At 67.6% G+C, this 13538-nt stretch carries 13 protein-coding genes; all 13 read left to right on the plus strand.

What is annotated here, in order from left to right:
- The first annotated feature begins 13 nt into the window (after positions 1-13).
- The gene (locus FRW57_RS02405) at positions 14-3901 is read left to right on the plus strand and encodes a DNA-directed RNA polymerase subunit beta' (RefSeq protein ID WP_137120590.1); all 3888 of its coding nucleotides are present in this window, start codon (positions 14-16) and stop codon (positions 3899-3901) included.
- A 368-nt stretch (positions 3902-4269) separates the two neighbouring features.
- Positions 4270-4641, plus strand: a complete 372-nt coding sequence (rpsL, locus tag FRW57_RS02410) for a 30S ribosomal protein S12 (protein WP_137120589.1) — start codon at positions 4270-4272, stop codon at positions 4639-4641.
- Entirely contained in the window at positions 4641-5111 is a 471-nt protein-coding gene (gene rpsG, locus FRW57_RS02415; protein WP_152185197.1) for a 30S ribosomal protein S7, read from the plus strand. Before rpsL ends, rpsG begins: the two co-directional genes overlap by 1 nt.
- 133 nt (positions 5112-5244) lie before the next feature.
- Entirely contained in the window at positions 5245-7347 is a 2103-nt protein-coding gene (fusA, locus tag FRW57_RS02420; protein ID WP_137120587.1) for an elongation factor G, read from the plus strand.
- A 110-nt stretch (positions 7348-7457) separates the two neighbouring features.
- Positions 7458-8654: an elongation factor Tu gene (gene tuf / locus FRW57_RS02425; RefSeq protein WP_152185198.1), complete on the plus strand. Its 1197-nt coding sequence runs from the start codon at positions 7458-7460 to the stop codon at positions 8652-8654.
- Positions 8655-9146: 492 nt separating this feature from the next.
- Entirely contained in the window at positions 9147-9455 is a 309-nt protein-coding gene (gene rpsJ, locus FRW57_RS02430; RefSeq protein ID WP_006946210.1) for a 30S ribosomal protein S10, read from the plus strand.
- Positions 9456-9460: 5 nt separating this feature from the next.
- Complete coding sequence (rplC, locus tag FRW57_RS02435) at positions 9461-10126, plus strand: 50S ribosomal protein L3 (RefSeq protein WP_203230185.1); 666 nt, start codon at positions 9461-9463, stop codon at positions 10124-10126.
- A 4-nt stretch (positions 10127-10130) separates the two neighbouring features.
- Positions 10131-10790 carry a 50S ribosomal protein L4 gene (gene rplD / locus FRW57_RS02440; protein WP_152185199.1) on the plus strand — a complete coding sequence of 220 codons (660 nt, stop codon included), beginning with the start codon at positions 10131-10133 and terminating at the stop codon, positions 10788-10790.
- Positions 10787-11086 (plus strand): 50S ribosomal protein L23, encoded by a 300-nt coding sequence (gene rplW, locus FRW57_RS02445; protein ID WP_137120584.1) that lies wholly within the window; start codon positions 10787-10789, stop codon positions 11084-11086. Before rplD ends, rplW begins: the two co-directional genes overlap by 4 nt.
- Before the next feature lie 59 nt (positions 11087-11145).
- Entirely contained in the window at positions 11146-11985 is an 840-nt protein-coding gene (gene rplB, locus FRW57_RS02450; RefSeq protein WP_137120583.1) for a 50S ribosomal protein L2, read from the plus strand.
- Between the two features lie 79 nt (positions 11986-12064).
- Complete coding sequence (gene rpsS, locus FRW57_RS02455; RefSeq protein WP_137120582.1) at positions 12065-12346, plus strand: 30S ribosomal protein S19; 282 nt, start codon at positions 12065-12067, stop codon at positions 12344-12346.
- A gap of 53 nt (positions 12347-12399) precedes the next feature.
- The gene (rplV, locus tag FRW57_RS02460; RefSeq protein ID WP_137120727.1) at positions 12400-12789 is read left to right on the plus strand and encodes a 50S ribosomal protein L22; all 390 of its coding nucleotides are present in this window, start codon (positions 12400-12402) and stop codon (positions 12787-12789) included.
- Positions 12789-13538 (plus strand): 30S ribosomal protein S3 (rpsC, locus tag FRW57_RS02465; RefSeq protein ID WP_152185200.1); only part of this gene is annotated, 750 nt, incomplete at its 3' end. The genes rplV and rpsC, both read left to right, overlap by 1 nt.

Here is a 13538-nt window from a genome sequence, read left to right on the forward strand (position 1 = left end):
AAGGAAGCACGCAGTGCTGGACGTTAACTTCTTCGACGAGTTGCGCATCGGACTCGCCACCGCCGACGACATCCGCGAGTGGAGTCACGGCGAGGTCAAGAAGCCTGAGACCATCAACTACCGCACCCTCAAGCCGGAGAAGGACGGGCTCTTCTGCGAGAAGATCTTCGGCCCCACCCGCGACTGGGAGTGCTACTGCGGCAAGTACAAGCGGGTCCGCTTCAAGGGCATCATCTGTGAGCGGTGCGGCGTCGAGGTCACCCGCGCCAAGGTGCGTCGTGAGCGGATGGGCCACATCGAGCTGGCCGCGCCGGTCACCCACATCTGGTACTTCAAGGGTGTGCCGAGCCGGCTCGGCTACCTGCTCGACCTGGCTCCGAAGGACCTCGAGAAGGTCATCTACTTCGCGGCCTACATGATCACGTCCGTCGACGAGGAGGGGCGCCACCGCGACCTGCCCTCGCTCGAGGCGCAGATCGAGGCCGAGAAGAAGGAGCACGAGAACCGCCGCGACGTCGACGTCGACACCCGCGCCAAGAAGCTCGAGGCCGACCTGGCCGCGCTCGAGGCCGAGGGTGCCAAGGCCGACGCCCGCCGCAAGGTGCGCGAGAGCGCCGAGCGCGAGATGAACCAGATCCGCAAGCGCGCCGACCAGCAGGTCGAGCGGCTCGAGCAGGTCTGGGACCGGTTCAAGAACCTCAAGGTTCAGGACCTCGAGGGCGACGAGATCCTCTACCGCGAGATGCGCGACCGGTTCGGCCTCTACTTCGAGGGCGGCATGGGCGCGGCAGCGCTGCAGAAGCGGCTCGAGACCTTCGACCTGGACGCCGAGGCTGCCTCGCTGCGCGAGATCATCACGACCGGCAAGGGCCAGAAGAAGACCCGTGCCATCAAGCGGCTCAAGGTCGTGACGGCGTTCCAGACGACCACCAACAACCCCATGGGCATGGTGCTCGACTGCGTGCCGGTCATCCCGCCGGACCTGCGCCCGATGGTGCAGCTCGACGGTGGCCGCTTCGCCACCTCGGACCTCAACGACCTCTACCGGCGCGTGATCAACCGCAACAACCGGCTCAAGCGACTGCTCGACCTGGGTGCTCCGGAGATCATCGTCAACAACGAAAAGCGGATGCTGCAGGAGGCCGTGGACGCGCTGTTCGACAACGGCCGCCGCGGTCGTCCGGTCACCGGGCCGGGCAACCGGCCGCTGAAGTCGCTGTCCGACATGCTCAAGGGCAAGCAGGGCCGGTTCCGCCAGAACCTGCTCGGCAAGCGCGTCGACTACTCCGGCCGCAGCGTCATCGTGGTCGGCCCGCAGCTCAAGCTGCACCAGTGCGGCCTGCCCAAGCAGATGGCGCTCGAGCTGTTCAAGCCGTTCGTGATGAAGCGTCTGGTCGACCTCGACCACGCGCAGAACATCAAGTCGGCCAAGCGGATGGTCGAGCGGGCCCGTCCCGTCGTCTGGGACGTGCTCGAAGAGGTCATCACCGAGCACCCGGTGCTGCTGAACCGCGCACCCACGCTGCACCGCCTCGGCATCCAGGCCTTCGAGCCGCAGCTGGTCGAGGGCAAGGCCATCCAGATCCACCCGCTCGTCTGCTCGGCCTTCAACGCCGACTTCGACGGTGACCAGATGGCCGTGCACGTGCCGCTGTCCGCGGAGGCGCAGGCCGAGGCCCGGATCCTGATGCTCTCGAGCAACAACATCCTCAAGCCGGCCGACGGTCGTCCGGTGACCATGCCCACCCAGGACATGATCATCGGCCTGTTCCACCTGACCTCGGTCAAGGAGAACGGCGTCGGCACCGGTCGGGCGTTCTCGTCGGTCAGCGAGGCCCGCATGGCCTTCGACGCCGGCGAGCTCGACCTCGGCGCGGTCGCCAAGATCCGCCTCGAGGACGTCGTCCCGATCCCCGGCACCGAGCTGCCCGAGGGCCTCGAGCCCGACGAGAACGGCGCCGTGCCGTCGCTGATCGTCGAGACGACCCTGGGCCGTGCGCTGTTCAACGTCACGCTGCCGATGGACTACCCGTTCATCGACGAGACCGTCGACAAGAAGCGGCTCTCGCGCATCGTCAACGACCTCGCCGAGCGCTACACCAAGGTGCAGGTCGCCGCGTCCCTGGACGCCCTCAAGGAGGCCGGTTTCCACTGGGCCACCCGCTCCGGCACGACCGTCGCGATCTCGGACGTGGTGACCCCGCCGCGCAAGACCGAGATCCTCGAGGCGTATGACGCCAAGGCGGCCAAGGTCCAGGCGCAGTACGAGCGCGGTCTGATCACCGACGACGAGCGCCGTCAGGAGCTCATCGAGATCTGGACGCAGGCCACCAACGAGGTCGCCAAGGAGATGGAGGACAACCTCCCGCACGACAACACCATCTTCCGCATGGTGTCCTCGGGTGCCCGAGGCAACTGGTTCCAGCTGCGGCAGATCGCCGGTATGCGCGGTCTGATGGCCAACCCGAAGGGCGAGATCATCCCGCGCCCGATCAAGGCCAACTTCCGTGAGGGTCTGTCCGTGGGTGAGTTCTTCATCTCCACGCACGGCGCCCGCAAGGGCCTGGCGGACACCGCGCTGCGGACCGCCGACTCGGGTTACCTGACCCGGCGGCTGGTCGACGTCAGCCAGGACGTCATCATCCGTGAGGAGGACTGCGGCACCGAGCGTGGCGTCGTCCTGCCGATCGCGCAGAAGAACGCCCGCGGCGAGCTCGTCGAGCACGAGGACGTCGAGACCAGCGTGTATGCGCGCACCCTCGCCGAGGACGTCGTGCAGGACGGGGAGGTGCTCGCCGAGGCGGGCATGGACCTCGGTGACGTGGTCATCGACGCCCTGGTCGCGCACGGCGTGGAGAAGGTCCGGGTCCGTTCGGTGCTCACCTGTGAGTCCCGTGTCGGCACCTGCGCCCACTGCTACGGTCGTTCGCTGGCCACCGGCAAGATGGTCGACATCGGTGAGGCGGTCGGCATCATCGCCGCCCAGTCCATCGGTGAGCCCGGCACCCAGCTGACGATGCGCACCTTCCACACCGGTGGTGTGGCCGGTGACGACATCACCCAGGGTCTGCCGCGTGTCGTCGAGCTCTTCGAGGCCCGCACCCCCAAGGGAGTGGCGCCGATCGCCGAGGCCACCGGCCGCGTGCAGATCGAGGAGACCGACAAGGCGCGCCGGATCGTGCTGACGCCGGACGACGGCACCGACGAGCACGCCTACCCGGTGAGCAAGCGGGCCCGCCTGCTGGTCGCCGAGGGCGAGCACGTCGAGGTCGGCACCAAGCTGGTCCAGGGCGCCATCGACCCGAAGCAGATCCTGCGCATCCTCGGCCCCCGCTCGGTGCAGACGCACCTGGTCGACGAGGTGCAGCACGTCTACCGCCAGCAGGGTGTGTCGATCCACGACAAGCACATCGAGGTCATCGTGCGGCAGATGCTGCGCCGCGTGACGATCATCGACAACGGTGACGCCGAGCTGCTGCCCGGTTCACTGGCTGAGCGTGGTCGCTTCGAGGAGGAGAACCGTCGCGTGGTGTCCGAGGGTGGGCGTCCCGCCTCTGGCCGTCCCGAGCTCATGGGCATCACCAAGGCCTCGCTCGCGACCGACTCGTGGCTCTCGGCGGCCTCCTTCCAGGAGACCACCCGGGTGCTCACGGACGCGGCGATCCACGCCAAGTCCGACCCGCTGCTGGGGCTGAAGGAGAACGTGATCCTCGGCAAGCTGATCCCGGCCGGCACCGGTCTGCCCCGCTACCGCAACATCAAGGTGGAGCCGACCGAAGAGGCCAAGGCGGCGATGTACGCCATGCCGGACTACCAGCAGTTCGACTACACCGGGTTCGGCCCGGGGTCGGGCGAGGCGGTCCGTCTGGACGACGCGAGCCTCGGCTTCGACCGCGACTGAGTCACCGGGGAAGCCACACGGCATACCCGCGATCGCGAACGGGACGGACCCTGCGGGGGCCGTCCCGTTCGCGATTTGGTGCGGCCCCCGCCCGGGCGCTAAACTTGCGGACTGTGCGTGGGCTCACCCATGCGCGAGGGCACCCAGCAGCGATCACGTCGAAGCAGGTTCACGACGCGGCCGCGGCCAGGACCCGAACCTCTCGCCGGGCAGTCCATCGCGTGCCCCCACACGGTACGCGTCCTGGGAAGTGCAGGGGGGAGCGCCGGTCCGACACACCCGAACGCGGGGGTCGGAGCGGCACACGACAAGGAGCTCGTACCGCCCCGGCGGCCGCGAGCAGACCACAGACAACTGACGGAGAATCAGTGCCCACGATCAACCAGCTCGTCCGCAAGGGGCGCCAGGACAAGGTCACCAAGACCAACAGCCCGGCCCTCAAGGGCAGCCCCCAGCGACGCGGAGTCTGCACCCGCGTCTACACGACCACGCCCAAGAAGCCGAACTCCGCGCTGCGCAAGGTCGCGCGCGTCAAGCTGACGAGCGGCATCGAGGTCACCGCCTACATCCCCGGCGTCGGTCACAACCTGCAGGAGCACTCCATCGTGCTCGTGCGTGGCGGCCGGGTGAAGGACCTGCCGGGCGTGCGCTACAAGATCGTGCGCGGCTCGCTCGACACCCAGGGTGTCAAGGGTCGCAAGCAGGCACGCAGCCGCTACGGCGCGAAGAAGGAGAAGTAATGCCTCGCAAGGGACCCGCTCCGAAGCGCCCCCTCGTCATCGACCCGGTCTACGGCTCGCCGCTGGTCACCCAGCTGGTCAACAAGATCCTGCTGGACGGCAAGAAGTCCATCGCCGAGCGCACCGTCTACGGCGCACTCGAGGGCTGCAAGGCCAAGACCGGCACCGACCCCGTCGTCACGCTCAAGCGTGCCCTCGACAACATCAAGCCGGCCCTCGAGGTCAAGAGCCGCCGCGTCGGCGGCGCGACCTACCAGGTGCCCGTCGAGGTCAAGCCGGGTCGCTCCACCACCTTGGCCCTGCGTTGGATGGTCGGATACGCGCGCCAGCGCCGCGAGAAGACCATGACCGAGCGGCTGATGAACGAGATCCTCGACGCCAGCAACGGTCTGGGTGCCGCGGTCAAGCGCCGCGAGGACACCCACAAGATGGCCGAGTCCAACAAGGCCTTCGCGCACTACCGCTGGTAACCACTTCCCCCCCGGGCCACGTTCGCCGGCCCGGGGCGGACTACCGCGAACGGGGAGCAGCAGCCGGTATGCCGGCCGCGCACCAGCGTTCGCAGCCGCACCCACCTCACGAGACGAGACGAGAAAAGACACCGTGGCACTCGACGTCCTCACGGACCTGACCAAGGTCCGCAACATCGGCATCATGGCTCACATCGATGCCGGCAAGACGACGACCACCGAGCGGATCCTGTTCTACACCGGGATCAACTACAAGATCGGCGAGACGCACGACGGCGCGTCGACGATGGACTGGATGGAGCAGGAGCAGGAGCGCGGCATCACGATCACGTCGGCCGCGACGACGACCTTCTGGAAAGACAACCAGATCAACATCATCGACACGCCCGGGCACGTCGACTTCACGGTCGAGGTCGAGCGTTCCCTGCGCGTCCTCGACGGCGCGGTCGCCGTGTTCGACGGCAAGGAGGGCGTCGAGCCCCAGTCCGAGACCGTCTGGCGGCAGGCGGACACGTACAACGTGCCCCGCATCTGCTTCGTCAACAAGATGGACAAGCTGGGTGCCGACTTCTACTTCACCGTGCAGACGATCATCGACCGGCTGGGCGCGACCCCGCTGGTGGTCCAGCTGCCGATCGGTGCCGAGAACGACTTCATCGGTGTGGTCGACCTGGTCCGCATGCGGGCCCTGACCTGGCGCGGCGAGACCGTCAAGGGTGAGGACTACGACGTCGAGGAGATCCCGGCCGACCTGGCCGCCAAGGCCGCTGAGTACCACGAGAAGCTCGTGGAGCAGGTGGCCGAGGCCGATGACGAGCTGATGGAGAAGTACCTCGGTGGCGAGGAGCTCACCGTCGAGGAGATCCAGGCCGGCATCCGCCAGCTGACCATCTCGTCGCAGGCCTACCCGGTCATGTGCGGCACCGCGTTCAAGAACAAGGGCATCCAGCCCATGCTCGACGCGGTCGTCTCCTACCTGCCCTCGCCGGTCGACGTCCCGCCGATGGTGGGCCACGACCCGAAGGACCCGGAGAAGGAGATCATCCGCAAGCCCGACGCCAAGGAGCCGTTCTCGGCGCTGGCCTACAAGATCGCGGTGCACCCCTTCTTCGGCAAGCTGATCTACGTGCGGGTCTACTCCGGCCACGTGGAGTCGGGGACCGGGATCCTCAACTCGACCAAGGGCAAGAAGGAGCGCGTCGGCAAGCTGTTCCAGATGCACTCCAACAAGGAGAACCCGGTCGACAGCGCGAGCGCCGGCCACATCTACGCGTTCATCGGGCTGAAGGACACCAGCACCGGCGACACGCTCTGCGACGCGCAGGACCCGGTGGTCCTGGAGTCGATGAGCTTCCCCGAGCCCGTGATCCACGTGGCGATCGAGCCCAAGACCAAGGGTGACCAGGAGAAGCTCGGCACCGCGATCCAGCGGCTCGCCGAGGAGGACCCCACCTTCACGGTGCGTCAGGACGACGAGACCGGCCAGACCGTCATCGGCGGCATGGGCGAGCTGCACCTGGACATCCTGGTGGACCGGATGCGCCGCGAGTTCAAGGTCGAGGCCAACGTCGGCGCCCCGCAGGTGGCCTACCGCGAGACGATCCGTCGCACGGTCGAGAAGTACGACTACACCCACAAGAAGCAGACGGGTGGCTCGGGCCAGTTCGCGAAGGTCCAGATCACGTTGGAGCCGCTGGACACCCACGAGGGTGAGCTCTACGAGTTCGAGAACAAGGTGACCGGTGGGCGCATCCCGCGGGAGTACATCCCGAGCGTCGACCAGGGCATCCAGAGCGCCATGGAGCTCGGTGTCCTCGCGGGCTACCCGCTCGTGGGCATCAAGGCCACGCTGCTCGACGGCGCCTACCACGACGTCGACTCCTCGGAGATGGCGTTCAAGATCGCCGGTTCGATGGCGCTCAAGGAGGCCGTCCGCAAGGCCGACCCGGTGCTGCTCGAGCCGATGATGGCCGTCGAGGTGCGCACGCCCGAGGACTACATGGGCGACGTGATCGGCGACATCAACTCCCGCCGTGGCCAGATCCAGGCCATGGAGGACATCAGCGGTGCCAAGGTCGTCCGCGGCCTCGTCCCGCTGTCCGAGATGTTCGGGTACGTTGGCGACCTGCGGTCCAAGACCCAGGGGCGGGCCAACTACTCGATGCAGTTCGATTCCTACGCCGAGGTTCCCCGGAACGTCGCGGAGGAGATCATCAAGAAGATCCGAGGCGAGTGACGCGGGTAGACTCCCGCGCACGCAACCAACATCCCAACCCCAAACCCACAGACGCGCCACGTCCTGCCTGGTCGTACGGCGTTACACAACAAGTCCTGAGGAGGACCCCAGTGGCGAAGGCGAAGTTCGAGCGGACCAAGCCGCACGTCAACATCGGCACCATCGGTCACATCGACCATGGCAAGACGACGCTGACGGCAGCGATCTCCAAGGTCCTGCACGACAAGCACCCCGAGCTGAACCCGCAGTTTGCCTTTGACGACATCGACAAGGCACCTGAGGAGAAGCAGCGCGGCATCACGATCTCGATCGCGCACATCGAGTACCAGACCGAGGCTCGTCACTACGCCCACGTCGACTGCCCGGGCCACGCTGACTACGTCAAGAACATGATCACGGGTGCCGCGCAGATGGACGGCGCGATCCTCGTGGTCGCCGCGACCGACGGCCCGATGCCGCAGACCAAGGAGCACGTGCTCCTGGCCCGCCAGGTCGGTGTCCCCTACATCGTGGTGGCGCTCAACAAGGCCGACATGGTCGACGACGAGGAGATCATGGAGCTCGTCGAGATGGAGGTCCGCGAGCTGCTGTCCTCCTACGAGTTCCCCGGTGACGACCTCCCGGTCGTCAAGGTCTCGGCGCTCAAGGCGCTCGAGGGCGACGCCGAGTGGGGCGAGAAGATCATGGAGCTCATGGACGCGGTCGACACCGCCATCCCCGAGCCCGAGCGTGACATCGACAAGCCGTTCCTGATGCCCGTCGAGGACGTCTTCACGATCACCGGTCGTGGCACCGTCGTCACCGGCCGCATCGAGCGCGGTGTGCTCAAGGTCAACGAGGAGATCGAGATCGTCGGCATCCACGACGGTCCTCCCGCCAAGACGACCGTGACCGGCATCGAGATGTTCCGCAAGCTGCTCGACGAGGGTCGTGCGGGCGAGAACGTCGGCCTGCTGCTGCGCGGCACCAAGCGTGAGGACGTCGAGCGCGGGCAGGTCATCTGCAAGCCGGGCTCGATCACGCCGCACACCAACTTCGAGGGCAACGTCTACATCCTGTCCAAGGACGAGGGTGGCCGGCACACGCCGTTCTACGACAACTACCGTCCCCAGTTCTACTTCCGCACCACGGACGTGACGGGCGTCGTGCACCTGCCCGAGGGCGCCGAGATGGTCATGCCCGGCGACAACACCGAGATGACCGTTGAGCTGATCCAGCCCATCGCCATGGAGGAGGGCCTGAAGTTCGCCATCCGTGAGGGTGGCCGGACCGTGGGCGCCGGACGCGTCACCAAGATCAACAAGTGACCACACCAGTCACCGCCTGACCAGCTTCACCGCAAGGGCCCCGCAGCTTCGGCTGCGGGGCCCTTCGCCGTCCTCCGTATGCCGTGCCGCACCCCGGCGGGCCCCCGGGCCTGGAGGGCCGCAACGTCCTGCGTTGCGGTCGCCCCGGCAGCCAGGGCGCAGGACGTACCGCCGGGCCTGGGGAGGGATGGCTCGATTTGGTGGCAGGGCCCGGTGTCTGGCACTATTGACCAGTTGCTTGACGCGCGGTGCCGACCCATGTCGTCCACCGCCGTCCCTTGCAGCAACTGACTGTGCTCGACCCGGCAGGCAGGAGCAAGGGAAGCGCAAGCCCCGGCCTCGGCCGGTCTCCAGGACGATCCGCAGGCCTACCGCGCGAAAATCGCAGGGCCTGCACCGCGCGGAGGGTGCGACACACCCGAGCGCGGGGGTCGGAGGCCAGCACTGGTCGGCCATCAGCAGGCGGTAGACGAGAGAGAGTCAGACGAATCGATGGCGGGACAAAAGATCCGCATCCGGCTGAAGTCGTATGACCACGAGGTCATCGACAGCTCGGCGCGCAAGATTGTCGACACGGTGACCCGTGCCGGCGCGACGGTTGTCGGCCCCGTGCCGCTCCCGACGGAGAAGAACGTCTTCTGCGTCATCCGTTCGCCGCACAAGTACAAGGACAGCCGCGAGCACTTCGAGATGCGCACGCACAAGCGGCTCATCGACATCGTTGACCCGACGCCGAAGGCGGTCGACTCGCTGATGCGCCTCGACCTCCCGGCCGACGTCAACATCGAGATCAAGCTGTGAGAACGATGACCAACACCTCTACCAAGTTCCAGCGCACCGTCAAGGGCGTGCTCGGCGAGAAGCTCGGCATGACCCAGGTCTGGGATGCCGACAACCGGCTCGTGCCGGTAACCGTCGTCCAGGCCGGCCCGTGCGTCGTGACGCAGGTGCGCGCCGACGACACCGACCGTTACCAGGCCGTCCAGATCGCCTACGGCGCCATCGACCCGCGCAAGGTCAACAAGCCCATGAAGGGTCACTTCGACGCGGCCGGGGTCACCCCGCGCCGTCACCTGGTGGAGCTGCGGACGTCCGACGCGGCCTCCTACGAGCTCGGCCAGGAGATCACCGTGGAGACCTTCGAGGTCGGCCAGGAGATCGACGTGACCGGCACGACCAAGGGCAAGGGCTTCGCAGGCGTCATGAAGCGGCACGGCTTCCACGGCGTGAGCTCCTCCCACGGCGCGCACAAGAACCACCGCAAGCCCGGTTCCATCGGCGGGTGCGCCACCCCCGGCCGCGTGTTCAAGGGCATGCGGATGGCCGGTCGCATGGGCGGCGTGCGCCAGACCACCCAGAACCTCACGATCCACGCCGTGGACGCTGACAAGGGCCTGCTGCTGATCAAGGGTGCCGTTCCCGGTCCCCGCGGCGGCATCGTCCTGGTGCGCTCGGCTGTCAAGGGAGCCTGACGTCATGCCAACCATCGACATCATCGACCCGTTGGGCCAGGCCGCCGGCACGGTCGAGCTGCCCGCCGAGGTCTTCGACGTGCAGACCAACGTGCCGCTGATCCACCAGGTGGTCGTCGCCCAGCTCGCCGCGGCGCGCCAGGGCACGCACTCCACCAAGACCCGCGGCGAGGTCCGCGGCGGTGGCCGCAAGCCCTACCGCCAGAAGGGGACCGGCCGCGCCCGGCAGGGTTCGGTGCGTGCACCGCAGTTCGCCGGCGGTGGCACGGTGCACGGCCCGCAGCCGCGTGACTACGCGCAGCGGACGCCCAAGAAGATGAAGGCCGCCGCCCTGCGCGGTGCCCTGTCCGACCGGGCCCGGCACGGCCGGGTCCACGTGCTCAGCGCGCTGGTGGACGGCGACACACCGTCGACCAAGGCCGCCTGGGCCGTGCTCGAGGGCCTCACCGAGCGCCAGAACCTGCTCGTGGTGGTCGACCGCGCCGACGAGATCGGCCGCAAGAGCCTGCGCAACCTGGACAGCGTGCACGTGCTCGTCGCCGACCAGCTCAACACGTATGACGTGCTGTGCGCCGACGACGTCGTCTTCACCCAGACGGCGCTCGAGTCCTTCCTGGCCGGGCCGGCCAAGAAGGCGACGTCCGACGAGGAGGACACCAAGTGAGCACGCTCGCCAAGAACCCGCGCGACATCCTGTTCGCCCCGGTCGTCTCGGAGAAGTCCTACGGGCTGCTCGACGAGGGCAAGTACACGTTCGTCGTCGACCCGCGTGCCAACAAGACCGAGATCAAGATCGCCGTCGAGGAGATCTTCGGCGTCAAGGTCGAGTCGGTCAACACGATGAACCGCAAGGGCAAGGCCCGTCGTACGCGATTCGGTGTCGGCAAGCGCAAGGACACCAAGCGCGCGATCGTCACGCTCAAGGAAGGCTCGATCGACATCTTCGGCACGGTCGCCTGACCGCCGGGATCCGACAGACATCCGAGAGACCGATCAGAGAAGACTGAGGACTCCACAGCATGGGTATCCGTAAGTACAAGCCCACGACGCCAGGCCGTCGCGGCTCCAGCGTCGCCGACTTCGTCGAGGTGACGCGCTCGACGCCGGAGAAGTCGCTGGTGCGGCCGATCAGCAAGACCGGTGGCCGCAACAACGCCGGGCGCATCACCACGCGCCACATCGGTGGCGGACACAAGCGCGCCTACCGGGTGATCGACTTCCGTCGCCACGACAAGGACGGCGTGCCGGCCACGGTCGCGCACATCGAGTACGACCCCAACCGCACGGCGCGGATCGCGCTGCTGCACTACGCGGACGGCGAGAAGCGCTACATCCTGGCTCCGAGCCGCCTGCGTCAGGGCGACGCGGTCGAGAACGGCGCCGGTGCCGACATCAAGCCGGGCAACAACCTGCCGCTGCGCAACATCCCCACCGGTACGGTCATCCACGCGATCGAGCTCCGTCCCGGCGGCGGCGCCAAGATCGCGCGCTCGGCCGGTACCCGCGTGCAGCTCGTCGCCAAGGAGGGTCGCTTCGCCCAGCTGCGTATGCCGTCCGGCGAGATCCGCAACGTGGACGCGCGCTGCCGCGCCACGGTCGGTGAGGTCGGCAACTCCGAGCAGAGCAACATCAACTGGGGCAAGGCCGGCCGGATGCGCTGGAAGGGCAAGCGCCCCAGCGTCCGCGGTGTCGTGATGAATCCGGTGGACCACCCGCACGGTGGTGGCGAGGGCAAGACGTCCGGTGGACGTCACCCGGTCAGCCCGTGGGGCCAGGCCGAGGGCCGCACCCGTCGGCCCGGCAAGGAGAGCGACAAGCTCATCGTGCGTCGCCGTCGTACCGGCAAGAAGAAGCGCTAATCGTGAGGCGACAGCGAACGAGCATCGCAGGAGCGACGCGAGTGTGGAGCCGAACAATGGAAACCGAGGTCTAGGAAACATGCCACGCAGTCTGAAGAAGGGCCCGTTCATCGACGACCACCTCGCCAAGAAGGTGGACGCCCAGAACGAAGCGGGCACCAAGACCGTCATCAAGACCTGGTCGCGTCGCTCCATGATCAGCCCCGACATGCTCGGCCACACGCTGGCCGTGCACGACGGCCGCAAGCACGTCCCGGTCTTCGTGACCGAGTCGATGGTCGGCCACAAGCTCGGCGAGTTCGCTCCGACCCGCACGTTCAAGGGTCACGAGAAGGACGACCGCAAGGGCCGCCGCCGCTGAGCGGTGGACCCACACACACTCGAATGACTTCGAACGAAAGCAAAGGGACAGCGATGGAAGCCAAGGCGCAGGCGCGGCACGTCCGTGTCACGCCCATGAAGGCCCGCCGCGTCGTGGACCTCATCAGGGGCAAGCAGGCGAGCGAGGCGCTCGCGGTGCTGCAGTTCGCACCGCAGGCCGCGAGCGAGCCGGTGCGCAAGGTGCTCGAGAGCGCCATTGCCAACGCCCGGGTCCACGCCGAGGCCGCCTCCGAGAGTTTCGACGAGCGCGCACTGGTGGTGAGCGGGGCATACGTGGACGAAGGACCGACCATGAAGCGGTTCCGCCCGCGTGCCCAGGGCCGGGCCAGCCGGATTCTCAAGCGCACGAGCCACATCACGGTGCACGTGACTGACAACAGCACAGCGGCCACGTCCGCGCGTGCGACGGGAGGGACTCGCTAATGGGTCAGAAGGTCAACCCGAACGGTTTCCGTCTCGGCATCACGACCGACCACACCAGCCGTTGGTTCGCCGACAGCACCAAGGACGGCCAGCGTTACCGCGACTACGTCAAGGAAGACGTCGCGATCCGCAAGCTGATGTCCACGGGCATGGAGCGGGCCGGCATCGCCAAGGTCGAGATCGAGCGCACCCGTGACCGCGTCCGCGTCGACATCCACACGGCACGTCCGGGTATCGTCATCGGCCGCCGCGGCGCCGAGGCCGACCGCATCCGCGGCGAGCTCGAGAAGCTGACCGGCAAGCAGGTCCAGCTCAACATCCTCGAGGTGAAGAACCCCGAGCTCGATTCGCAGCTGGTGGCCCAGGGCATCGCCGAGCAGCTCTCGGCCCGAGTGTCCTTCCGCCGTGCCATGCGCAAGGGCATGCAGTCCTCGCTGCGCGCCGGCGCCAAGGGCATCCGGGTGCAGTGCTCCGGCCGCCTCGGCGGCGCGGAGATGTCCCGCAACGAGTTCTACCGCGAGGGACGAGTTCCGCTGCACACGCTGCGCGCCAACATCGACTACGGCTTCTACGAGGCCAAGACGACGTTCGGCCGGATCGGCGTGAAGGTCTGGATCTACAAGGGCGACCTGACCGCCAAGGAGCTCGCCCGCGAGCAGGCGGCCGCTCCGTCCCGTCCGAGCCGTGGTCCCCGCCGTGACGGTGGCGACCGCCCCGGCCGCGGTCGCCGTCCCGGTGGCCGCCAGGAC

Origin of the sequence: Segeticoccus rhizosphaerae, from assembly GCF_009192725.1 — a bacterium.
Classification (GTDB): Bacteria; Actinomycetota; Actinomycetes; order Actinomycetales; family Dermatophilaceae; genus Segeticoccus; species Segeticoccus rhizosphaerae.

Excerpts from the sequence above, each read along its gene's own strand:
- rplC (WP_203230185.1), top strand. The coding sequence starts at position 9,461 with ATGACCAACACCTCTACCAAGTTCCAGCGCACCGTCAAGGGCGTGCTC.
- rplB (WP_137120583.1), top strand. The coding sequence starts at position 11,146 with ATGGGTATCCGTAAGTACAAGCCCACGACGCCAGGCCGTCGCGGCTCC.
- rplV (WP_137120727.1), top strand. The coding sequence starts at position 12,400 with ATGGAAGCCAAGGCGCAGGCGCGGCACGTCCGTGTCACGCCCATGAAG.
- rpsS (WP_137120582.1), top strand. The coding sequence starts at position 12,065 with ATGCCACGCAGTCTGAAGAAGGGCCCGTTCATCGACGACCACCTCGCC.
- rpsG (WP_152185197.1), top strand. The coding sequence starts at position 4,641 with ATGCCTCGCAAGGGACCCGCTCCGAAGCGCCCCCTCGTCATCGACCCG.
- rpsJ (WP_006946210.1), top strand. The coding sequence starts at position 9,147 with ATGGCGGGACAAAAGATCCGCATCCGGCTGAAGTCGTATGACCACGAG.
- rplD (WP_152185199.1), top strand. The coding sequence starts at position 10,131 with ATGCCAACCATCGACATCATCGACCCGTTGGGCCAGGCCGCCGGCACG.